This window comes from Myxacorys chilensis (assembly GCF_059505265.1).
The window spans coordinates 53,166-77,850 of the sequence record NZ_JCACKG010000124.1 but is presented as its reverse complement, the minus strand read 5'-3'; the positions used below and the strand labels follow the sequence as shown (position 1 = coordinate 77,850).

The following is a 24,685-nucleotide window of genomic DNA, read 5'->3' as shown; positions in this document are numbered from 1 at the left end:
AGCTTAAAAATCAGTCGAGAAAAATCAGTCGATCGGTAGATGAGAAAGGTGGGTTATTTCTAACATTGTTAACACACAGTATGCGCCCCTGCTATCTCTGCCTATTTATGTAGCTAAGTGTGAATCTGCTTGCTTAGAATAGCAGTCAACTGGAAATTTGAAAGTTTAACGATACCCAAGCGTGGTTATGAAAAAAAAAGTAGCCGTTACTGTTTCAAGGCACTGGAAAGCTCTGCTGGGTTTCAATCTTCTAGTGCTCCTTGGGGCGTGCGGCGTAATTTTAACCTCCCCCAAAGTTTGGACTGCCGGTGCTCAGCTAATTCTGCCTTCGTCAAACGGTGGTGATCTCGATGCGGATCTAGGCACCCTTGGCTCCTATCGCAACAATGATCCCAGCTTTTCGACACAAGTCAATCCTCTCAAGATTCAGCAAGAGATCTTAACCAGTGATGCATTATTAACGCAGGCGTGGGCAAGTGATCCTGAACGTGATCAAGCCACTAAGCCCCGCAATTATGGCGGTTTCTTCAAAGTGACGCCAGTTGAGCAGACGAGCATTCTGCAACTATCGGTGGCGGGTTCGAGTCCTGAAATTGCGACTCAGCGAACGACTGCACTTTTAAAGGCTTACCAGCAACGGTTGGATCAACTACGCAGCGCCAACAATGATGCACGAGGAAAATTCACTCAGAAACAACTGGAGGAAGCGCGACGTAACTTGGCAAAAACCCAAAGCGCGTTGGCACAATTTAAGCGATCGACAGGACTAGTCAACAGCGAAGAGCAAACGAAAGGCACTCTCGGAACAATCAATCAGCTTGAAGCGACACAGGCAGAGGCAGCTGCACAAGCGCGGTCTAGTCAAGAACGCGCGAGGACGCTCTCTGTACGATTGCAGCTATCGCCTGATCAAGCCGTGCAAGCGGTGGGACTTGATCAGAACGAAGACTACAAATATTTGCGAAATCAATTAGCGCAAGTTGAAGCGACCCTTGCAAAACAAAGATCAACCTTTACCAACAATAATCCTGTTGTGCAAAGAACGTTGGACGAACGAGCAAAACTTCGTCAGCAGATTGAGCGGTATGTGGGCCAAGTGTCAGGCGGGCCAGTGAAGGGCGATCCGAGCATTACTAGTGGTGCAGAAGGACGGGCAGAATTAATTCAGGCATTAGTGTTGGCAGAAAGTGAGGCGCGGGGTCAGCGCCAGCAAGCGGCTCAACTGCAACAACGGATTCAAACTCTAAAAAATTCTCTGACTGCACTTCCGGCTCAGCAGGCTCGGCTCGGCGAGTTACAGCGTCAGGCAGAGGTGACAGAAGGTGTGTATAAAGGACTAGTAGCGCAAGTTCAGCAATCTAATTTTGATGCCTTTGGTGCTTATCCCAATGTTCAGGTGCTAAATGCGCCCACCGTGGATGCGAAGCCGTCGAGTCCGAAGCGATCGATCGTGGCAATTAACGCCGCTCTTGCTGCGATCATTGGCAGCATTGCCCTGATTCTGTTGCTAGAATCTCGCAATCCGTTGCTCACTCCCAAAGATTTGCAATCGTTCAAATTCTCGGTTGTGGGTCGAATTCCACGGGACAAACAGTTGAGCGATCGCTTGAACAATCAGTCAGATCGAGGGTTGAGCCAAGACCCGGATGTTAGCGGGGCATCAGAAGTCGCGTTTCAGCGATTGGCATCGGCCATTAGTCTACAGCCATTGCGCGATCGCCGGATTCTGATTACGAGTGCTGTGATGGGCGAAGGCAAGACAACCGTAACCTTACAACTTGCAGAAGCTTTGGCAGATCTCGGATTTCGGGTGCTGATGGTAGATGCTGATTTTCGCAAGGCAGACCTGAGCGGACGGTTAGGATGTATGCGGGATTTTGCAACCGACAGGCAGATTGTTCAAGTTGAACCGAATTTAGATTTAGCTCCCACTCAGCCCAAGCTCGGCAAAAAAGTTGTAGATATTTTGAAGCGGGGTCGGTTTCAGCAGTATTTAGCAGCGGCTGAAGCCAATCATGACTACGATTATGTGTTGATCGATAGTTCTCCAGCTAGTTCAACCAGTGAAACGGCTTTGATTGCGGCAGTGGTTCCTAATGTGTTATTCACCGTCTATCCTGGCGTGAGCGCTCGTGATGCCGTTAACGAAAGCATTGAGCAACTCACACAACACAACGCTACAATCATTGGCTTGGTGATCAATGGAGTGGAAACGCAGTCTAGTTCTTACAACTATCGGTCTACTGGTGCTTTGTTCGATCGCGATCGCTCAATTCGACGGGACTCGTGATGGTGCAACTACGGCTACGGTAGACTGGAGTGCTGTTGAAGGAAAAGTGCCGCGATCGGCCTTTGGGTTGAATGCGTTTCAAGGCTTTCGGACGCAAAATCAAGCCTATCGCAAAAATCTGGCGTTCATCAATCCGGGGCTGATTCGCTTTCACAATGGTGGTGCGATGCAGGATTCGAGTACCCCGGACGGTTTGATCGATAGCGATCGCAAAACCTGGGATGCCCGTAAGGTAAAAAGTGCGTTGGCGGCTTCCTTCTCTACTTTCGGTAAGCAGCAACCCCAGCGCATGATCAACATTCCGACTTGGGCAGATTGGATGGACGCCGATCAAGATGGCTTTCTAGACGCCAATCAGTTTGATCGCTTTGCTCAACTGTGTGCTGACTTGGTTCGTTTGGTGAATCGAGAGTCACGTTTTGGCGTGAAGTATTGGGAGATCACCAACGAGAAAGACAATACCTATTTTTCTCAGTTTCGGAATGGGGGGGGATGGGGCAGCTTGAAAGATGATGCAAAGCCCGATCGCTTGAATGAACTTATTGCAATTTATACTAAAGCCGCGATCGCGATGAAAAAAGTCGATCCGACCATTCAGGTTGGCGCACCTGCGATCGAGCGGTCAGATTTGCAGCCGTTTTATATTCCCTTCATTAAAGGAACTGCTAATCATCTCGACTTTTTTACCTATCACTTCTATGCGACAGGAAGCGCTTCAACACCCGACTCAGAAATTTACGAAGCCACGCAATCGATCGCGTCACGAACCGAAACGATGGTTCAAGCGGTAAAGACTGCAATTCCAAATCGATCCGTTCCAGTCATATTAGGAGAGTACAACATCAGTTGGACTTGGGAAACGCGTGATCCACGCATGACCAATCATAAAGGTGTTGTCTTCGATGCGCTCTCCATGATCCGAGCGCTTTCTAAAGGTGCGACAGCAACCCTTGCTTGGAACGAGAAAGATGGAGTGTACGGCAAGACAGATGATCAAAATAGTTTGCGCTTAAGTGGTCGGTTTTTTCAGTTAATCAATCGGTTTTTAATTGGAGATCGGGTTCGGAGTGTAACTAACAATGAGAAAGATATCACTACGTTTGCAGTGAAGAATCAAACATTGCATCACAGGTCTTACTTAATTGTGAATCACTCCTCAAGATCACAACCAATCAAAACGAATTTTGGTAGCTATAGACCAAGGCGATTGAGTGTTGAACAGTATGAGTTGTCTGCTTCTGGTTATGCCAAGAAAGCAATTCGCTGGAATGCCGTTCAGAAGGGAATTGTAGTGCCGGATAACTCGGTCACTTTGCTAGTCTTTGCTGATCCTTGAACCAAGAGCGGTTTGCAAATTTTGGCAAACCGCTTCGAGATCCTTTGCGGAAGCCGCGATCGCTACGTCAACGAATTACAGGATTCTGTGGGCGCTTCGAGTAGTCCTTGGGTGATGAGGTATGAGAAGTAAGGATGCACTAAGACGGCATCAACAGACGGGCAACTCAAGGATGCTAGCGCTAGACTATCCAAGGTGTTTTGGCAGTCAAACTGTAACGATATATCAGCATTTGATTCTTGTTCTGATTGTGCCAGAAACGGTACGAGAGGATGCAGCGCATGATTTGGATCTTGTCCAGCAACTTCACACAATTGCTTACGCCATTGTTCATCAGGTATTTCTTGCAGGGGGTAGCCTAGCGATCGTACCCATCCAATCACCTCGCTCCAAGATGCAGGATTTGGGTTAACAAGATGAAAAGTTTTACCCAAGGCTGTTTCCTGTTGAGATAGCTGCACGATCGCTTTGCTAGCAAAATCAGCGGGAATTAAGTTGACTGAAACATCACGTTGCGGAACGCTGCCTAGTTGAATGCAACCTTTGATCATTCTAAAGGTGTTGTCACTAGTGCTGCCAATACCAGTTCTGCTATCCCAGGCAATGCGGCCAGGACGGTAAATGCAGATTGGTAAGCCGCGATCGCGTGCTGCTAGAACTAACTGTTCCGCAACCCATTTGCTTTGAGCGTAACCTGTCTCGATGACCTCATTGGGATTTAGAAAATCCGACTCGTACATCACCCGCACTCCTGTCCCTTGCTTCGGAGAAACTGCGTTGGTTGTGGAGATAAAATGCACAGGCTTAACTTTCACTTGACTTGCTAATCTCAATACCTCCTGAGTTCCTAATACATTGGTGGGTTTGAGAGCAGCATAAGGATAGGTAAAGTTGACCAGTGCTCCATTGTGGTAAATCACATCGATCTGACTCGCCAACTCCTGAAACTGAAGTTCAGAAAGCCCTAAGAGAGGTTGAGCGAGTTCACCAACAACAGGAATGATGCGAGAACCAAACGATTCCTGCCAAAGTAAATAGGTTTCTAGGTTCTTTCGGAGCTTCTTTTGAGCAGATTCAACGTTCGTGGAACGAATGAGACAATAAACATCGGCTGAAGTTTGTTCTAGCAGTTCGCAGAGCAAAAAGGCACCTAAGAAGCCAGTTGCCCCGGTTAGGAGAATTCGAGTGGGTTCTGTTGTCGCCCAAGTGAATGGAGTGGCTGGACGAATGGCAGGGTCTAGTGTTGCTTCTGCAACGAGATCGATTTTAGGAGCGATCGCATCTCCGTTTTCTCCTAAACGGCTATACTCAATCTGCGTCGCTAGTCCTGCTACAGTGGGCGTGACAAACAAACGACTCAGGGGGAGATCGACTTGAAACGTCTCTCGAACACGGACTAAGAGTTGGGTCATTAACAGCGAATGTCCACCCAACTCGAAAAAGCTGTCGTGAATGCCAATACGACTCACCTTTAACAGATCTGCCCAAATACCTGCCAGAACTGCTTCAACAGGTGTTCGAGGAGCCACAAAAGTTGCTGAACTGCTCTGTTCCTGTTCGGGTGCGGGTAAGGCTTGACGATCGACCTTGCCGTTTTGAGTCAAGGGCAGAGCCTTCAGAAACACAAAGGCAGAAGGCACCATATACTCTGGCAATTTCTGCTGCATAAAATGGCGTAATTCTGTAGTGCTAGAAGAGCAGCCTGGTTGAGACACGATGTACGCAACCAGACGTTTGTTTGAAGCTGAATCCTGATATTGAGTTACCACAACTTGCTTGATTTCAACAAATTGCTGCAACACTGTCTCAATCTCTTCTAGCTCGACCCGATAGCCTCTGATCTTCACTTGATTGTCTGCGCGACCGAGAAATTCGATCGTTCCACCTGGGAGGTAGCGAGCAAAGTCTCCAGTTTTATATAAGCGTGCCCCTGATTGAGAGTTAAATGGATTAGGAATAAACTTTTCCTGCGTGAGGTCAGGACGATCGAGATATCCCCGCGCTAGCGAGTCTCCTCCGATGTATAGTTCACCTTTCACGCCGATCGGGGCAGGTTGTTGGTGTGAATTGAGGAGATAAATTTGAGTATTGGCAATTGCTCGCCCTAGAGGAACGATCGTAGATTCAGGTTCATTCTTACCTTGAGGTACAGCATAAGTCAGGACGCCCACGGTTGCTTCAGTCGGTCCATAGTGGTTCAAAATTCGACAGTTAGGTGCGTAGTTTTGAATCGTTTTGATCAAGTCCCAACTAGCAGCTTCGCCCCCTAAAACAAGACACTGACGGGGCAGAATTGCTGCTGTTTGAGCAGAGGTCAACAAGGCTTGCAAATGAGAGGGAACAATTTTGAGACAGTCAATTGGATGGCGTTGACAGTAGTCAGCTAAGGCTTGGGGGTCAGAGACACGATCGCTCGATACTACATGCAAACATCCTCCTGTACACAGCGCCGGAAAGATAGCTGTGTTGCCTAAATCAGCCGATAGGGTGGAGACAGTGGCAAAGTGCGCGCCTGCTAGCAAGGACAGACGCTCAAAAGTCCCGTAGAGGTAGTTGAGTAAATTTCGATGCTCAACTGCAACACCTTTAGGCTGACCCGTGGAACCAGAGGTGTAAATTACATAAATTAGGCTCTCAGGAGTAGCGCTGTTGGAAGGATTGGAGGTGCTATGTTGAGCAATCTTATTCTGGTCTTGATCTAAGCAAATAACCTGGAGAGTGGAGTCTAGAACAGATTGAACTGACTCAAGCAATCTTTCTTGAGTTAGCAGTACGATCGGTCGAGCATCCTGCACTCTGCTAGCCAAAGCTTCAAGCGGCAAAGCAGGATCCAGTGGTAGGTAAGCAGCTCCTGACTTGAGAATGCCGAACAGACTGATAATTGCATCCAACGATCGCTCAAGATAAATGCCCACTAATTCATCAGGTTTAACGCCCAAGGTTTGTAAATAATGAGCAAGTTGGTTTGCACGAGCATTCAGTTCTGCGTAGGTTAGTTGCTGATCTTCAAACACTAGCGCAACTTGATCAGGGGTGCGTTCTACCTGCGTCTCAAACAACTGATGAATGCATTGGTCTTTGGGATAATCAGCCTGAGTTTGGTTAAATTCGACCAATAATTGATGACGGGCGCGATCGCTGAGAATTTCTAGCCGATTAATGGATGTTTCAGGAGAAGCGATCGCGCTAGCTACTAATGTTTGAAAATGTTCAACCAAGCGATGAACAGCTTCTGCATCAAACAGGTTTACATCATAGTCAACAGTAACGATTATTGTTTCTTCACGTTGAATGCAGGAGAGTTTAAGTTGGAAGCGATCAATGCAGGCAAATTGTTTATCAAGCTTAAAGGAAACCTCACCTGCTGAAAATCGAGTTGTCTGTTGCTGAAAGTCAAACCCAAATGGCAATTGCGCTGAGTGAGTATCTTCTGTCCAGTCATCCCAGGTGAAGTACTCCTGCCATTGCTCGGCTTCCTGGGTAGAGGCATGAGTTTGTTGCAACAGTTCCTGGAACGAGAGATTTTCTGTCAAAGAACAAGATAGCGGCAGATATTGGGCTAGTAGCCCGATCGTCGTTTCTAACTCCTCATATTTGCGCCCATTCATGGCAACACCCACTGTCAAATCTGACTGTCCCACAAAGCGTGACAGTAGAATTTGCCAACATGCCAACAAGACGCTAGAAGGCGTAGTATCCATTGATTGGGCAAGAGCTGAAATCTTAGCAACAATTTCAGGCTGAATCTGCCACTCTACAGAGTCGATCGCAAAACTTGACGAGTTTGCTTGCGACTTTTTCTCAAACGGCAACGTTAACGCTGTCGAAGAGGAAACTTTACGCTTCTGCCAATAGCTCTGCCCCTCCGTATCCTCTTCCAAGAGTTCGTTTTGCCATTCAGCAAACTGAATATACTGCATCACTTCATCCTGCGGTTTTGTTCCTTGCAGACACGCCTTGTAAGACTGACACAATGCCTCAACGAGCCGTGAAATGCTCCAGTTGTCAGCACAGAGCGCTGGTAGGCTCAGGAGTAAAATGTGCTGCTGCTGAGATAAGACAAGAAGCGAACCACGCAGTAGCGAATGTTGCCAATTGAACGGGATAAGTTGCTCTTGTTGAAACAAAATCTCGATTTGCTGGGCTTGTTGCTCCACATCGTAGTCCTGCAAATCGATTTCTCGCCAGTCAAACGTACTAGATTCTGCAATCACTTGAAGCGGCGTTTTGATGCCTGCGGGACGCTGAAACGTGGTACGAAGAATGTCATGACGATCGCAGACCTGCACCAACGCCGCCTTTAACGTCTCAATCTGAAGCAAACCTTCTAGCCGAACTGCACACTGCACTCGATAAGTAGGGTTATCTTGCTGCAATCCCCAAAGCCGCTTCTGCTGAGGAGATAGGCGAAAACCGTTAATCACTCTTTCTTGAACTTGCATGATGTTAACCTCTCTCACACTGCGGTTTTGGATAAGGCGATCGATGGATTACTGATGAGTTCTCCCATTGCTACTACAATCTTGCGCGCTCCTACATAAGGATTGCGCCCGTGGGCAGTCAGCATGTTGTCTAGCATCAACACATCGCCTGCTTGCCAGGGAAATGCGATCGCAGCTTGTTGATACAGCGCACTAATTTCTTCAATCACTGAGTCTTCAATCGGAGTACCATCGCCGTAATACGTATGGCGAGGCAAATTTGTTTCTCCAAATAACGCCATCAGAGAATCACGGACCGAGCGATCGAGATAAGCAATGTGATGCAACTGAATTTGGTTGAAGAACACCCAGTCTCCAGTTTTAGGATGTTGAGCGATCGCTTGCCGCACCTCGCGGGTTCTTAAACCATTATCTGTCCATTCAAACTCAATACTATGCTGACGGCAGTACTGCTCAACAACAGCATGATCGGTTGTGTGAAAGAAATCTTGCCAACTCACATCTAGCCCATCGGTGTAGTTGCGGACATACATGAGTTGTTTTTGGGCAAATTTTTCTCTCAACTTTGGATTGAGCAATTGGTAGAGTTTACGGCAATCGACGATCGGGGTTTCTCCGCCTTGCTGGGCAGGCTGAACACAGAAAAACCAGATTTTGAGGGGATAACGATGCATGTGAGAGCTTTCGTTATGAAACAAAATCGCTTTGTCAGCAGGATACGGCGTAGAGCCATAGACTTTGCCGCCCACACCTTCGCGAGGAAGATCGCCATATTCACCAAACAATTCTGGACAAATCGCTTGAGCAAAGTTCTCAAAGTCTTGTACGCGATGGGTGTTGAAACCTCGGAACAACAGTCCCCCGTGTTTGAATAACTGAGTTTCAATCCAGGCTCGGTTAGATTTTGCCCAGTCCACCAAATCAAGCTCCTCAACATTGGGTTGAACGAGATTGGGTTGAACGAGAAGCGGCAAGGATTCTCCGGGCTGTAGCTCTCCAGTTTTGACAAATTCGGTTGTCGGTAGGCTCACTGCTTTGGGTTTGACAAACTTGAATTTTTGCCGATTTGCTGCTTCCCGTTGTTTTTGTTCAGTCATTTTTGCAATTTTTTCAGTTTCAGTCAGCATCTCTAACGTGTTGAGACGGGCATCAGGTTGAGCCACAATGCTATTTAGAAGAGTTTCAAAGTGTTTAGAAAACTGAGTGAGAGAGGCGCGATTGGCTTTGCCAAGCTCCGAAGGATCGCAAAACTCTGGATTGTATTTCCAAGTGCCGACCAATCCCTCACTAGTTTCGACCATAAACAGGACGAGATCAAATTTGGAGGCATGATTTTCAGCTTCTAGCGGAGTTAAGGTCAGCCTTGGCAACTCCAGAGCGGGCATGGGCGCATTCTGTAGAACAAACAACACCTGAAACAGAGGCGTTTGGTTGAGGTGACGCTCTGGTTGCAAATGCTCAACAAGTTTGCTGAAGGGTAAATCTTGATGAGCATAAGCTCCTAAAGCAACCTCTCGCACCCGATCTAACAACTCCCTGAAGCTGGGATTGCCCTGCAAACTAGTTCGCATGACCAAAATGTTGATGAAAAATCCAATCAACGCTTCTGTTTCTGCTCGATTACGATTGGCAACATCGGTTCCCACTACAACATCTTCCTGCTCGGTATGACGATAAAGCAGAGTTTTGAGGGCTGCCAGTAGCGTCATGAACAAAGTTGTGCCTGTTTCGCGGCTCAATCGATTCAGGGCATCAGAAAGGGTTGAGGACAGAGCAAATGAGTGAGTTTCGCTTTGGCTGGTTGAACAAACGGATTGACTAGATTGTGCAGCCTGAAGCCGTAAGACTGGAAGTTTACCACCTAACTGTTGTTGCCAGTAGTTCAACTGCTGCTCTAACACTTCGCCTTGTAACCGCTGTCGCTGCCAAACAGCGAAGTCTGCATACTGGATTGGCAATTCGGGCAGGGCGATCGGCGTGTCTGTGCAATAGGCAGAGTACAACGTCATTAATTCTCGAATTAATACCCCGATTGACCAACGATCGGAGATGATGTGATGCATCGTAAACAGCACGACATGCTCGGTTTCACTAAGTTGGAGCAAGGTGACACGCAGCAAGGGAGCTTGAGCGAGATCAAACGAAGTCTGAGCCTCTTGAATTGCTAACTGTTGAATGCGCTGCTCTTGCTCAGTCCCTTCCAGGTTTTGCAAATCTACAATGGGCAGTTGTAACGACACTGTTTCTGCGATCGCTTGAATCGGTTGTCCGGCTCGCATGACAAAACTGGTTCGTAGGACTGCATGCCGTTGCACGATCGTATTAAGGCTTTGCTCTAGCGCCGCTACATTTAGAACGCCTTGTAGCCGCACTGCTGCGGGAATGTTATAAGCTGGATCGCCGGGTTTGAGTTGATCTAAAAACCACAGCCGTTCTTGGGCAAACGAGAGCGGCAAATCTGCTTGCTGTGAAACTCGCTCGATTGGCATTTCTGAGCTTTGTGCACTACCAGAGAGGGCGTTAGCTAAGTCTGCGATCGTCGGTGCCTCAAACAAACGACGAAGCGGTAACTCCACTTGAAAGGTTGTTCGCAGACGAGAAACAACTTGCGTTGCCAACAGAGAATGCCCGCCCAATTCAAAGAAGTTGGCGTGAACTGAGGGATGTTGGGGCAGGTTGAGCACTTCTCTCCAAATGTTGGCGATCGTTGCCTCAATAGCAGTGCGAGAAGCAACAAAATTGTTTTCTAGCTCAGTACTAATATCGGGCGCAGGCAGAGCGCGTCGATCGAGCTTGCCGTTTGCGTTAAGGGGAAGCACGTCTAGAAGCACGAACGCAGCAGGCACCATATAATCTGGCAACTTCGCCTTTAGAAAGCAACGTAGATTTGGAATCAGAGATGACGCTTGGCAGCCAACTGCTGAAGCTAGAACTACGTAAGCCACGAGACGCTGATCACCCGGATTATCCTCTCGTGCGATGACTACAGCTTGTTTGATCTCTGGATGCTGTTCCAATAGGGTCTTAATCTCACCTAGCTCAATTCGGAAACCCCGAACTTTGACTTGATGATCAATTCGTCCAATCACCTCGATCGTGCCATCGGATCGGTAACGACCCAGATCCCCTGTTTCGTAGAGACGAATTGATTTGGAGTTATCGATTTGGAAAGAGATGAAGCGCTCAGCCGTCAAGTCTGGGCGATTTAAGTAGCCACGTGCTAAACCCTCCCCACCGATGTAAACCTCTCCAGGTACACCAACAGGAACAGGGTTAAAGATGTTTCTGCCGCGCTGGGAAGGCTGGTTCAAGATATAAATTTGAGTGTTGGCGATCGCTCGCCCCACAACCACTGAACCCTCTCCAGGCTCTACTGGATGAATGGCTGACCAGATCGTGGTTTCCGTTGGTCCATACATGTTCCAGAGAGACTGACATCTTTTGAGCAGTTGGTTTGCCAATTCTCTAGGTAGGGCTTCACCACCACACAGCAATTTCAGCCGTCGATCACCCTGCCATCCCGCCGCTAACAACAGTTGCCAAGTTGCTGGTGTCGCCTGCATAACAGTGACATTAGATTGCTGAAGAGTTCTAGAAAGTTGGGCTGCATTTGAGGCAACGTCACGGCTGACTAACACCACGCGAGCACCAACGATTAATGGAAGGTACAGTTCCAGCGCCGCAATGTCAAAGGAGATCGTCGTTACGGCAAGCAGCACATCATCAGCGGTTAAACCCGGTTCCTGACGCATGGAGTGCAAGAAATTTGTCAGTGCCCGATGTTCGATCTGCACACCTTTGGGTTTGCCAGTAGAGCCTGATGTGTAAATGGTGTAAGCCAGATGTTTGTCTGTAACACCACTATCCAGATTTTCCTGTGAAGCGATCGCAATCGTCTCCCAATCGGTATCTAAACAAACGACCTGCGCCACCTGGGGTTGAAGCTTCTCTAACAAGTTGTGTTGGGTCAAGAGAACTGGAATGCGTGAGTCTTCCAGCATAAAGGTCAGTCTTGCTTGAGGATAGGATGGATCTAACGGCACATAAGCACCACCCGCCTTGAGAATGCCAAGCAAACCAATCAGCATTTCAAGCGATCGCTCCACACAAATGCCCACCAAAACATCTGGAGCCACGCCTAACCTTTGCAAATAACGTGCAAGCTGATTCGCGCGTGTATTCAGTTCTCGGTAGGTGAGTTGTTGGTTTTCATACACAACGGCAATTGCCTCTGGTGATTTTGCCGCCTGTGCTTCAAACAAGTGATGCAAACATTGATTCGGTAGGTTCTTACTTGAAGGGGGATTCCACTCTATCAATTGTTGCTGTTCTAAGTTAGTTAGCAGAGGCAAAGTTGCGATCGCTCGATCAGGATCAGCAACAATTCCATCTAGCAAAGTGTGGAAATGTCCAACCATTCGCTGCACAGTATCAGCATCAAACAAGTCCTGGCTATACTCAAATGCGCCGCTCAAGCCTTCTGGTGATTCCCACAGATCTAGGGATAGATCAAACCGAGACGTAGTGCGCTCTAAGTCTTGGCTGCTTAACGTCAGTTCAGGCAGTTCCAGGGTAGGCATCTGAATGTTTCGCAGAGCAAACAACACCTGAAATAAAGGATTGCGGCTCAGGTCGCGATCGGGTTGCAGAATTTCGACGAGCTTCTCGAAGGGAAGATCTTGATGGTTATAAGCAGCCAACGTCGCTGTCCGTACTCGTTGCAACAATTCGCGAAAGGTAGGATTGCAGGATAAATCTGACCTCAGGACTAAGGTGTTCGCGAACAATCCAATCAGGCTTTCAGTCTCGGCGCGGTTGCGGTTAGCGATCGCAGAACCCACAAGAATGTCTTCCTGCCCGGTGTAACGATAAAGCAGAACTTTGAAGGCAGCAAGAAGCGTCATAAATAACGTCGCTCCCTGTTGCTGACTGAGTTGCGTTAAAGCCGCAACCAAGGATTGTGGCAGGACAAAATTGACTACGCTACCCCGGTAGGTTTGCACAGCAGGTCGAGGTCGATCAGTCGGCAAACTCAGAATCGGAAGCTCTCCCGAAAGCTGCTGTTTCCAGTAGTCAAGCTGCGTTTCGAGTACTTCTCCTTGTAGCCACTGCTGCTGCCAAGCGGCAAAATCGGCGTACTGAATCGGTAATTCAGGCAAGGATGCAGGCTGTCTAGCCACGATCGCTTGATACAAAGATGCCAGTTCTTGCAGAAAGATTCCCATCGACCAACCATCGCAAATGATGTGGTGTAGGGTGAACAGCAAAACATAAGCGGAACTGCTCAGATGCAGTAATTGAACTCGTAGCAGCGGTCCTTGAGCGAGATCAAAGGGAGTTTGCGCTTCGGAGATCGCCAATCGCTGCACTTCTTGTTCAGGATCAAGGTGCGATCGTAAATCCGTAACTGGAATCGTTAATTTTAATGTTGGAGAAATGTTTTGAACAGGTTGTCCAGCAATTGTAATAAACGTTGTCCGTAATATTTCATGCCGTTGCACCAATACATTAAAACTTTGCTCCAATGCGGCGACATCTAACTTGCCTGTTAGTCGTACGATCGCTGGAACTTGGTAAATTGGATTGCCCGGATCAAGCTGATCAATGAACCACAAACGCTGCTGAGCAAACGACAACGGAAAGGTATTCGTTTCGCGGTTGAGTGGACGAATGAAAGCACCTAAATTATCTTTTTTCTGATTTAGCTTTTGCAACAATAATTCACGTTTAGCTGGAGATAGCCCAGCAATGCGATCGCTTAATTGACTCATGACTGCACTCCTTCCAAAACAGTTTGGGCATCTTCCTCTGATAGTTCTTCTAGTTCTGCTAGCATTTGCGCCAGCATTGTCTCATCTGTTTGCTCTGCTAGCTTTTGAGCAATCACAACTGCTAAATTAGCTATTGTCATTGCCTCAAACAGGTGATGAAGAGGTAGTTCTATTTGAAAGACTTGCCGCAGACGGGAAACTACCTGAGTTGCCAGTAGCGAATGCCCACCTAACTCAAAAAAGTTGTCGTAAATACCAACCTGATCCAATTTCAGAACTTCTGCCCAAATATCAGCTAAGGTTTGCTCGATCGGATTGCGCGGAGCAACAAAATTTTCTAAAGCCGTGTGAGTAAAATCGGGAACTGGCAGTGCTTGACAATTGAGCTTACCATTTGCAGTTAATGACAAGGTGTTCAGCATCACAAACGCAGATGGCATCATATACTCTGGCAGTTTCTCACTCAGCCAACGATGCAACTCGCATTTGTCTGATACTCCTAGCTCATGAGGCAGCACATAGGCCACTAAGCGCAACTCACCGAGCGTATCTTCTGTGGCGATAACCACTGCTTCTTTTACTGTCGAATGCTGCTTCAGTACGGCTTCAATTTCGCCAAGTTCAATCCGAAATCCCCGAATTTTTACCTGATGATCGACTCGCCCTAAGAATTCAATATTTCCATCGGGTAAGTAACGGGCTAAATCTCCGGTTTTATAAAGACGCGCCTTTGTTTCAGCCATGAAGGGATGAGGAATGAATTTTTCTGCCGTCAAGTCCGGGCGATTCAGGTAACCTCGCGCTAGACTATTACCTCCGATGTATAGCTCTCCCACAGCACTGATCGGAACAGGCTGAAGATGGGCATCCAGGATGTAAATTTGGGTGTTAGCAATGGGACGACCCAAAGGAACGGTTTTAGAAATATAGGTGGGTGGTTCTGGTTTTACTTCGTAGGTCAGCACCCCGATCGTGGCTTCAGTCGGTCCGTAATGGTTAAAGATGCGGCAATCGGGCGCTAACTCCTGCACTGTCTTCACTAAGTCCCAACTCAATGCTTCGCCCCCTAAAATTAAGCGTTGACGCGCCAAAAATATTTTGGGATTCGCATAGGTCAACAGAGCAGACAAATGAGAGGGTACGATCTTGAGACAATCAATGGAATAATTTTGGCAATACTGCGCTAGTGCTTCTGGATCAATCGATCGTTGTTGAGAAATGATGTGTAAACAGCCTCCAGTACACAGCGCCGGAAAAATAGCTGTATTTCCCAAGTCGGCAGCAAACGTAGAAACCGTCGCGAAATGAGCACCTTTGGGTAACGCTAGCTGGTGCGAAATTCCATCTAGATAGTTCAACAATTGTCGATGCTCGATCGCCACACCTTTAGGAGTACCCGTAGAACCTGATGTGTAGATGACGTAAGCCAGGTTTTCCAGTGTGGTTTGACTACTACAATTTTGCGGACTCTCTTGAGTAATCAAGTCGAGATCACGATCAAGGTAAACAATCGGCTGTGCTAAGTCGTCAAAATGACTTGCCAGCGATTGTTGAGTCAGTAGCACAGTTGCTTTAGCATCCTGCAACATCTGTGTGAGCCGCTCTGTTGGCATTGCTGAATCAAGAGGTAGGTAAGCACCTCCAGCTTTGAGGATGCCAAGTAGTGCAACGATCGAATCGAGAGAGCGATCGCAGCAAATCCCAACCACAACTTCTGAGTTCACACCAAGCTTCTGCAAATAGTGAGCAAGTTGATTGGCGCGGCAATTGAGTTCACGATAAGTGAGTTGTTGATCTTCAAAGACAACAGCAATCTGATCAGGTGTTTGTTCTGCTTGTGCCTCAAATCGTTGATGCACACATTGGTGCTGCGGAAAATCAGCTTGAGTTTGATTGAATTCAACTAACAGTTGATGACGGTGACGATCGCTTAATAAATTTAACTGCGCGATCGGGCGTTGCGGATGTGTAATGGCACTTTCCAATAAAATAGCGAAATGCTCTGATAAACGTTGGATATCAGCTTTATCAAGTGCATTAGCATCATAATGAAACGCCGCGTTTAACGAATGATTTTGTTGAGTGCAGAAGAGTTTTAATTTGAATCGATCAATATAGCTGTACAGTTTTTGAATGGAAATTGCCAAATTATTTTGACAGGGTATTCTGGGTAATTCTTGGAACTCAAAACTAATCGGAAGAAATTCTGTTTTTTGAGCATCTTCTGTTTGAGTTACATCTCTCCAATCAAAGTATTCTTGCCACTGCTCAGCGTCTTGGACAGATTGATTAGCCCGCTGTAATACTTGGCTAAACTCTAGCTCATTCTCTAGCTCAATGGATAACGGAACCGTCTTCGATAACAGCCCAAATGCTGTTGTTAGTTCTTCATAATTTCTTCCGTTGACAGTAGTTCCAATAACAAGATGAAATTGGCGATTAAATTGCCAAATTAGGATTTGCCAGCATGCTAGAAGAACTGTTGAAACTAGCACATTGTAAGATTGTGACAGTGCTATGATTTTCTGCTCTAATGGTTTGCTAATTTCTAAACTCAAACATTGAGGATGAAATCCTTCTAAAACTACTCTTCGCTCTAAAGGCAACTTTGAAAAACTTGAAGCATTGAGTTCTAGCTTTTGCCAAAATGCTTTTCCAGCTTGAATGTTGTTTGATTCTAATAATTCAGTTTGCCATTGGGCAATATCTGCGTATTGCAATGGTTCTTGCGTTGATTCTTCTCCCTGCAAGTAGGCTGAATAGACATCAGAAAATTCTTGCAACAAATTCATTAAAGTTGAACTATCTGCATTCATTGCAGATAAATTAATCAACAAAAGATATTGAGTCGAAGACAACGTAATAAGAGATGCAAATACAATTGAGCCTTGCTCAAAATCAAAAGACTGCTGACCTATCTCATGCCATTTCAATTTAAGCTGAGCAACTTGTTCAGAAGACGATAAATAGCTTAGGTTGTGTTCCGCGATCGTCAGCTGATTTGTATCCTGGATGACTTGTAGCGGGATTGTCATTCCCGGTAGGCAAACAAATCGAGTACGTAGAATTTCATGACGATCAATCACGCTTTGAAAAGCTTGCCTGAACAGGTCTAAATTGAGGTTGCCCTCAATCATAATCGACCCTTGAACTCGATAAGGAAAAGTAGGATCAAGCTGCTGCGATCGCCACACCCATTTTTGCTGGGGAGAAAGTTGAAATCCCTCGCTCATTTCTGTCTGTAAATCTTTCATTGCTAACTAAATCTCCTGCTGTGTAGATGCTTCCGCCATGCCCACGACAACTTTGCGTGAACCTGAAAAAGAGGTGCGTCCATGACTAGACAATAGATTGTCAAGCAACAGCACATCTCCCTCTTGCCAAAGAAACAGGATAGTTTCTTGCTGATAAACCTGGCGAATCCTATCTAAAACCGAATCTTCGATCGAAGAACCATCACCGTAGTAAACATTACGAGGCAAATCTTCTGGTTTGAAAGTGGCTAAAAGTTCACCGCGAACGATAGGTTCTAGGCTAGAAATATGAAATAAATGAGCTTGATTAAACCACACTGTTTCTAACGTCTTAGGATGTTGAGCGATCGCTTGGCTAACTTGACGCGTTCTCAACCCATCATTCGCTTTCCACTCAAACTCTATTCCTGTTTGTCGGCAGTAGTTTTCTACTTCAGACTTATCTTGAGTATTAAAAACAGTCTGCCAAGGTAGATCAATACCACCTCCATAATTCCGTACATACATCACTTTCTTTTGAATAAATGCTTCTCGAATTGTAGAATCAATTTTTTGAAAAATTTTTCGGCTATCAGCGATCGTTGTTTCTCCGCCCTGACTTGCTTTTTTCAAACAGCAGAAGGCAATTTTGAGTGGGTAAGTTCGTGTATAAGACATTTCATTGTGTAACGGAATAACCTGATCGGCTGGATATTCAGTTGAAGTGTAAATTTTGCCGCTTACTTGGCTGCGAGGAGTTGATTGGAAAGCATAGGTCAGTAACTCTCCATAATTTGCTTGCATAAATTTCTCAAATTCCGCTACTTCCGTAACTTGAAATCCTCGAAATAGAATGCCTCCATGCTGCAATAACTGAGTTTCGATCCAGGTCTGATGCTGTTGAGACCAAATTGTTAAATTGAGACCTTCGATTGTTGGCTCAACAATTAAAGGAAGCGTATTTTTTTTGTAGAAATAACTTGTTTTAATTAATGCCTTGGGTGAGAGACTAACAGCTTTACGGCTAGTAGCCCCTAACTTTTTTAGGCTAGAATTTTGAAATTTTGAAGTAGCCATTGTTAGTCCTCGGTTAATCAGAAAATGCACGTTGTGCTTTTCGTCGAATGAGCTTGAGTTTGTTTAAACTTGCTGCTTTTAAGTCTTGTTCGGACTGAAGCTGATACTGTTTTTCGGCTTCGGCAAACATTGTGGCTAGTTCACTTAGGCGAATATCAGGTTCAGCGACAATTTTGTTCAGGAAAGCTGTGAAATGTTGGATCAGACGATCGCAGGTTACTGCATCAAATAAATCAGTTTTGTACTCCCATGTTCCCTGCAATCCAGATGGCGTTTCCCACAGGTGTAGGCTCAGGTCATGTCGAGTCATGCCACTCTCGATCTCCAGTGGACTGATAGAAAGTCCGGGTAACTCCAAGCTAGGCAATGGAGTATTGTGCAGAGCAAACCAAACCTGAAATAGTGGGTTGCAACTAAGACTTCGCTGAGGTTGTAATTCCTCCACTAACTTCTCAAACGGAACATCGGCATGAGCAAAGGCTTCCAAAGTAACCTGACGCGATCGCGCTAACACATCTTGGAAGCTAGAATCAGCATTGAGAGACGTTCTTAGCACTAGAGTATTCACAAAGCAGCCAATCAGGTTCTCTAATTCGGGTAGATTACGATTGGCGATCGGAGTTCCTACCAAAATATCGTTCTGTTGGGTATAGCAATACAACAAAGACTGAAATGCAGCTAGAAGCGTCATGAACAGCGTAGCTTCTGCTTGTTGGCTTAGTGCTTTGAGAGCATCAGTTAAAGCAAGAGGCAGCAGAAACGATCGCTGTGTTCCCCGAAAGGTTGGTGGTGTCGATCGAGGTCGATCGGTGGGTAATGGCGGAAGCAATGCTGCACCTGCTAACTGGTGTTTCCAATACTGTAACTGGCTCTCTAGCGTGGCAAGTTGCTCCGGTTGTTGTTGCCAAACCGCGAAATCGGCAAACTGAATCGATAAGTCTGTAAGAGAAGATAACCTGCCCTCACAAAATGCTGAGTAAAGCGTTGCGACTTCTTTCACCAGAACTGCGATCGACCAGCCATCTGAGATAATGTGATGCATCGTCAACAGGGCTATGGACTCAGTTTCGCTCAGTTGAAGCAACGTTACCCGAAGGAGCAGTTCTGTTGTTAGGTCAAAAGAATATTGCGCTGCTGAAATTGTCGATCGCTCCACTTCTGCTTGTCGAGCCGATTCCGGTAATTCCTGTAAATTCACAACAGATAGCGTGAAAGGAAGCGTAGGAGCAATGACCTGAACAGGTTCACTTATGGTTGCAAAAGTAGTGCGTAGTGCGTCATGCCGCCGTATAACTTCATCAACACTGCGTTCTAAAGCTGCTACATCTAAGCGTCCCTGAAGCCGCACCGCTGCTGAAATATTGTAAGAAGGATTGCCAGGAGCCAACTGATCGAGAAACCACAATCGTTGCTGAGCTAGCGAGAGCGGAGCAGGACTGGACTGAGTACGGCGCGAAATCGTTGTTGCTGTTTCAGAATTTGCTGCCTGTTGTCTTAGTGCTTGCAGCAGGAGTAATCGTTTTTGTGGCGAGAGTTGTTTAAGGCGTTCTGCGCGATTATTAGCGGTCACAAGTCACCTCCGAGTTCGCATGCTCAGGCGAGACAACCACAGGCAACTGAGCAGCAGTCTGGAGTTGATCAGCGAGAACCGCATCAATGTCTGCTTTGGTGGTCAGGGGGTTGGCAATCACGGCTCGTAACGCCACGATCGCTTGCTTTTGTCCGTAGAGGTTGATGGATAACGTTGTGCGAGAGATAAAAGTTTTGCCCGCTTGACGCTGAGCATTTTGCAGCAGTTCGTTGAAGTCATTGATCGATTGCTGCTCTGCCTGCGTCAGCGTCCTGGTTGCTAACTTCTGCCGAAACGGTTCTGGAATATAGCGGTACAGCAGCAGATTCAGTTCCGGTTCTAGCAAAAGTTCAAATTCTGGGCGCTGACGAATTTGATTTGCTAGATATTGCGTCTTCTGAATTCCAGCGTCGATGAGCAAGGCATATCCCTGCTGGCCGATGAGCTTCAAGGCAGCTTGCAAAAACAAAATCATGCCAGGACGAGAGCCTTCGAGCGATCGCTTACCTAAGTCGATCGAGTCTTTCCGAACCGTGTAGCTAGCATTTTTCTCAATCAATGCAGCGAGGTGAGGATTGCGAAGAAGAACCATACCGATTCCTATTGGCAAATAGAGTTGCTTGTGACCGTCAATGGTGACAGAATCGGCATGTTCGATGCCAGCCAGCTTATGAGCGTGTTGTTCGGAAAATAGCACTGGACCACCCCACGCGGCATCCACATGAAAGTGAACTTTGGCTTCCCGCGCGATCACGGCTATTTCTGCCAACGGATCAATACTGCCAGACTCCGTGCTGCCTGCAATCCCAACAATTGCCAAAATGAGTTGCTTGCGATCGCGGCACTCAGCAACCGTTTTCCGTAGAACTTGCACATCCATATGATGATTGTGATCAACTGGAATTTTGAGTAGATTGCGATCGCCAATTCCTAACAGTCCTGCTGCTTTCTCAAAGGAATAGTGCATCAAGCTAGAACCAATGATCACCGCGCCTTTGTAGCCGTAGAACTCTAGCGCAGCCAACAATCCCTCTTGTTCAACGCCCGCAAAATCAGCTTGAGGCTTGAGGGCAGCGTTGCGAGCACACCATAGCGCTGTGATATTTGCCAATGTACCCCCGGTCGTCAGAATGCCCAGCGTACTTTCACTCGTTTGAATGTGTTGACGGTAGAAATCGTCTGAACGACCGTAAATTAATCGGTGCAACATTGCTAGAGCTTGACGCTCATAGAAGCTGAATGTTTTAGCCGTTTCTACTTTGACGACATTTTGATTCATCGCCATCATCAGCTTCCCCAGAGGACGCACGAAGTAAGGCAGAGCAGTGGTCATATGCCCAATAAATTGTGGTGAGGAAGTATGAATTGAGTGGGAAACAACGTTGGAAGTTAGTTCGTTGAAATACTGATCCACGTTACAAGCAGTTAGTGGAATTTGGCTATCTGTGAACTGATCTGCGATCGTCACTAAATCAATGTCTGTACTGATGGCTTTGGCATTAACAAATGCTTGAACGATCGCGTCAACGCGAACTTCCAATTCTCGCTCAGTTAACAAAGTAGCTTCTGAGCGAGAAAACAATGTCATTATGTCCGTCAGGCGATCAGAGGGTTCGGCAAGTTGAATATCATCACGCAGATTGTGCACCCGAAATACTCCTTGAATTAGGAAGGGCTGAGGTTTGGGGATTATGACGTCGAAATGCTCTGTGCTGTTGCTGTTTCATCCATTGCCTCTAGTTGATCTAGCAGGCGATCAAGATCGGTGGGATTGGACTGAGCAAGAATGGCATTCTCGATCGTTTCCGCCAGTTTCCGAATGGTGGCAGCAGCAAAGAAGTCAGGTAAACTTAACTCTACCTCAAACTGTTTACGCACGCGGGATACAAGCTGCATTGCCAGGAGGGAGTGTCCTCCTAAATTAAAGAAGTTATCTCCAATGCTCACTTGCTCTAACCCCAACACTGCCGCCCAAATGTTCGCTAGTTCTACTTCGATCGGGGTTTGCGGTGGCACAAACGAATGGGTTGACGCTCGTTGGTACGTTTCTGGAGCGGGTAAGGCACGACGATTAATTTTACCGTTGGGGGTAAGTGGAAACACTTCCAGCAAAATAAACGCGATCGGCACCATGTACTCTGGTAATTTCTCGCTTAAAAAATTTCGCAACACGTCGCTGAGAGAAGGCTCAACGGATTGCTGTTGCCCTAGGCGGGAAACTACATAGGCAATCAAATGAGAAGTGCCAGGAGAGTCTTCTCGCGCAATCACAACGCTTTCCTGGATAAAGGGATGCTGATTGATCCAAGACTCGATTTCTCTCGTCTCGATGCGAATTCCGCGCAGCTTTACTTGATGATCCGATCGTCCCAGAAACTTAACTTCCCCATTGGGCAGGAAGTATCCCAAATCTCCCGTTCTGTAAAGCCTCGATTGCTCATTCTGAGCCCGGAACGGGTTAGAAATAAATTTTTCGGCTGTGAGTTCTGGACGGTTCCAATATCCCTTTGCTAAACCTGCGCCAGCAATGTAAAGCTCACCAGTCACACCAATCGGAACAGGTTGCAGATGACGATCGAGGATATAAATCTGAGTATTTGCGATCGCTCGACCAATAGGAACGCAATCAGAAAAAGAATTAGTACTGGTGTCATGCCAAGTGACATCAGCAGCAACCTCGGATGAACCATACAAATTAATTAGAATATGGCGGGGCATTTGTTGGCGAAAGTGCTGACAAAGCTCGATCGTCAATGCTTCACCACTGCTGACCCAGTATTGCAATTTAGGCAAGCGATCGTGTAAATCTGGAATCGTTTCTAACAAGACGCGCAGCAGCGAGGGAACTAAAACCAAACGTGTCACCTGTTGTTCAGCCAGCATTTGCACAAACTGCAACGGGTCTTTTACGGCTGAATCTGGCAAGATCACAGAGCGAATCCCGTGCAGCAAAGGCGCGAAGATTTCCCAGACAGAATCGACAAAGTTGAGAGAGGTCTTTTGGCAATAAATATCATCCGATGTGAAGGGGTAGGGATTCCAATTCAATCGATTGACTGCACCTCGATGCAATCCCATCACTCCTTTGGGCGTTCCGGTTGAGCCAGAGGTGTAGAGCACGTATGCCAGGTGATCTGCTGTAATGGTTCGGGTGAAATTCTGTTCACCTGCTTGGCAAATCACGTCCCAGTCAGTATCGAGACACACACACTTTGCTGAATGTTTAGGTAGGGTGTTTGCTAAGTGCGATCGCGTCAACAAAACAGTTATTTGAGCATCGTTCATCATGAATGCCAAACGCTCTTGTGGATAGGCTGGATCTAAGGGCACATAAGCCCCTCCAGCTTTGAGAATGCCTAAAAGCGCTATCACCATTTCTGGCGATCGTTCTAGACAAACGCCGACCAAAACTTCTGAAGTAACTCCCAGAGTTTGTAAATAGTGAGCCAGTTGATTAGAGCGTTGATTTAATTCTCGATAGGTAAATTGTTCATTGCCATACACTAATGTAATGGCATCAGGTGTACGTTCTACCTGTGCTTCAAATAATTGATGAATACATTGATTAGGATACTCAACGTGTGTGTTATTCCATTCCATCAACTGCTGCTGTTCTGCTTTGGTTAGGATGGGCAAATCAGACAAACATTGATTTGGATGAGTAACCATCCCTTCTAGAAGAATCTGGAGATGTCCCAACATACGGGCGATCGCGTCTAAGTCAAAGCGCTGACCATCGTACAGAACTTTCAGTCCCAACTCTGATCCTGGAAATGCGATTAGCGTTAGCGGGTAATTTGTTTTCTCAAAAGCACGAATATCTCGGATTTCTAAATGCGTTTGCGTTTGTAGAGCAGCATCGATCGGATAGTTCTCAAACACCACTACACTCTCAAATAGAGGCAAGCCGCGTGGTACATCACTCCATCCCTGCACCTCCACCAAAGGGCTGTACTCATACTGACGCGCTTCGACCTGTTGTGCCTGAAGTTGCTGAAGCCAGGGTAACAAATTCTCTGCTGCCTGCACTTGCACCCGAACAGGCAACGTGTTGATGAATAGCCCAACCATTGCGTCAGATCCCGCTAGTGTGGGTGGACGACCAGAAACCGCTGCACCAAATACAATATCATCCTCGCCACTATAGCGGCTTAGGAGAAGTGCCCAAGCTCCTTGCACCAAAGTATTCAGCGTTAGTTGATGCTGACGCGTGAACGACTGGAGAGCTGTAGTTGTGGCAGTTGATAGTTGAATGTGCTGTTCGTCGTAGCTGACTTGAGCATCAGCGGCGTCTGAATGAGTTGCAATTTTCTTTAAGAGGATTTGCTCGATCGTCGTTGGTGTTGAGAAACCCTGAAGGCGTTGCTGCCAAAATGCTTTAGCCTTTGATAAATCTTGCTGCTGTATCCAGGCGATGTAGTCTCGGTAGGGTCGAGGACGAGGCAAGGATGAGGATTGTTCTTGGCAAAGGGCTTGGTAATCTGCAAAGACTTCCTTGAGCAGCAATGGAGTAGACCAACCATCGAGCAACACATGGTGATGGCTCCAGATAAAGCGGTAGCTCTGCTGCTCTAGACGAATCAGCGTGAAGCGCATCAAGGGAGCTTGGGTGAGGTCAAATCCTTGTTCTTGGTCAGTTTTGAGGAAGTGTTCTAATTGCTCTTGCTGCTCACGAGGAGAGAACGCTTGCCAGTCCAGTTCTTGCCAAGGTAGTGTCACTTGTCGATGCACGACTTGCACAGGTTCCTTAATTCCTTCCCAAACAAAAGCAGTGCGTAAGATCGAATGACGATCGCACAAAGCTTGCCATGCCTGTTGGAACAATTCTATGTTCAGGTTGCCGTTCAACGTACAGCTTAACTGTTCGTAGTACATCCCCGATCGAGGTGCACACAGGGTATGAAAGAGAATGCCTTGCTGCGTCGGCGAAAGTGGATAGAAGTCTTCAATATTGCGGTTGCCCATT

9 protein-coding genes are annotated in these 24,685 nt (G+C 46.8%); 2 read left to right on the top strand and 7 right to left on the bottom strand.

The features are described 5' to 3' along the window. Positions 1 to 187 precede the first annotated feature (187 nt). Both AC5JLB_RS09165 and AC5JLB_RS09160 read left to right on the top strand, forming a co-directional pair. The gene (locus AC5JLB_RS09165; RefSeq protein WP_495873524.1) at positions 188 to 2,290 is read left to right on the top strand and encodes a GumC family protein; all 2,103 of its coding nucleotides are present in this window, start codon (positions 188 to 190) and stop codon (positions 2,288 to 2,290) included. Next, positions 2,202 to 3,626: a GH39 family glycosyl hydrolase gene (locus tag AC5JLB_RS09160; protein ID WP_495873523.1), complete on the top strand. Its 1,425-nt coding sequence runs from the start codon at positions 2,202 to 2,204 to the stop codon at positions 3,624 to 3,626. Before AC5JLB_RS09165 ends, AC5JLB_RS09160 begins: the two co-directional genes overlap by 89 nt. Positions 3,627 to 3,688: 62 nt before the next feature. On the opposite strand, the gene AC5JLB_RS09155 is transcribed toward AC5JLB_RS09160, so the two are convergent. Genes AC5JLB_RS09155 through AC5JLB_RS09125 form a run of 7 tightly spaced genes read right to left on the bottom strand, consistent with a single transcriptional unit; the run spans position 3,689 to position 24,684 of the window. Then, the gene (locus AC5JLB_RS09155) at positions 3,689 to 8,068 is read right to left on the bottom strand and encodes a non-ribosomal peptide synthetase family protein (protein ID WP_495873522.1); all 4,380 of its coding nucleotides are present in this window, start codon (positions 8,066 to 8,068) and stop codon (positions 3,689 to 3,691) included. A gap of 14 nt (positions 8,069 to 8,082) precedes the next feature. Then, positions 8,083 to 13,839, bottom strand: coding sequence for an amino acid adenylation domain-containing protein (locus AC5JLB_RS09150; RefSeq protein ID WP_495873521.1), 5,757 nt, complete (start codon positions 13,837 to 13,839; stop codon positions 8,083 to 8,085). Further along, entirely contained in the window at positions 13,836 to 17,093 is a 3,258-nt protein-coding gene (locus AC5JLB_RS09145; RefSeq protein WP_495873520.1) for a non-ribosomal peptide synthetase, read from the bottom strand. The genes AC5JLB_RS09150 and AC5JLB_RS09145 overlap by 4 nt, the downstream gene beginning before the upstream one ends. A gap of 6 nt (positions 17,094 to 17,099) precedes the next feature. After that, entirely contained in the window at positions 17,100 to 18,149 is a 1,050-nt protein-coding gene (locus tag AC5JLB_RS09140) for a TauD/TfdA family dioxygenase (protein ID WP_495873519.1), read from the bottom strand. A 13-nt stretch (positions 18,150 to 18,162) separates the two neighbouring features. Continuing rightward, entirely contained in the window at positions 18,163 to 19,719 is a 1,557-nt protein-coding gene (locus tag AC5JLB_RS09135) for a condensation domain-containing protein (RefSeq protein WP_495873518.1), read from the bottom strand. Further along, positions 19,709 to 21,367 carry a pyridoxal-dependent aspartate 1-decarboxylase PanP gene (panP, locus tag AC5JLB_RS09130; RefSeq protein WP_495873517.1) on the bottom strand — a complete coding sequence of 553 codons (1,659 nt, stop codon included), beginning with the start codon at positions 21,365 to 21,367 and terminating at the stop codon, positions 19,709 to 19,711. Before panP ends, AC5JLB_RS09135 begins: the two co-directional genes overlap by 11 nt. A 41-nt stretch (positions 21,368 to 21,408) precedes the next feature. Beyond that, a complete protein-coding gene (locus AC5JLB_RS09125; RefSeq protein WP_495873516.1) occupies positions 21,409 to 24,684 on the bottom strand; it encodes an amino acid adenylation domain-containing protein in 3,276 nt (1,091 codons plus the stop codon). Position 24,685: the final 1 nt, after the last annotated feature.

What these genes read in the sequence shown, in the direction of transcription:
- AC5JLB_RS09165 (WP_495873524.1), top strand. Translation starts at nt 188, where the DNA reads ATGAAAAAAAAAGTAGCCGTTACTGTTTCAAGGCACTGGAAAGCTCTG.
- AC5JLB_RS09160 (WP_495873523.1), top strand. Translation starts at nt 2,202, where the DNA reads ATGGAGTGGAAACGCAGTCTAGTTCTTACAACTATCGGTCTACTGGTG.
- AC5JLB_RS09155 (WP_495873522.1), bottom strand. Translation starts at nt 8,068, where the DNA reads ATGCAAGTTCAAGAAAGAGTGATTAACGGTTTTCGCCTATCTCCTCAG.
- AC5JLB_RS09150 (WP_495873521.1), bottom strand. Translation starts at nt 13,839, where the DNA reads ATGAGTCAATTAAGCGATCGCATTGCTGGGCTATCTCCAGCTAAACGT.
- AC5JLB_RS09145 (WP_495873520.1), bottom strand. Translation starts at nt 17,093, where the DNA reads ATGAAAGATTTACAGACAGAAATGAGCGAGGGATTTCAACTTTCTCCC.
- AC5JLB_RS09140 (WP_495873519.1), bottom strand. Translation starts at nt 18,149, where the DNA reads ATGGCTACTTCAAAATTTCAAAATTCTAGCCTAAAAAAGTTAGGGGCT.
- AC5JLB_RS09125 (WP_495873516.1), bottom strand. Translation starts at nt 24,684, where the DNA reads ATGGGCAACCGCAATATTGAAGACTTCTATCCACTTTCGCCGACGCAG.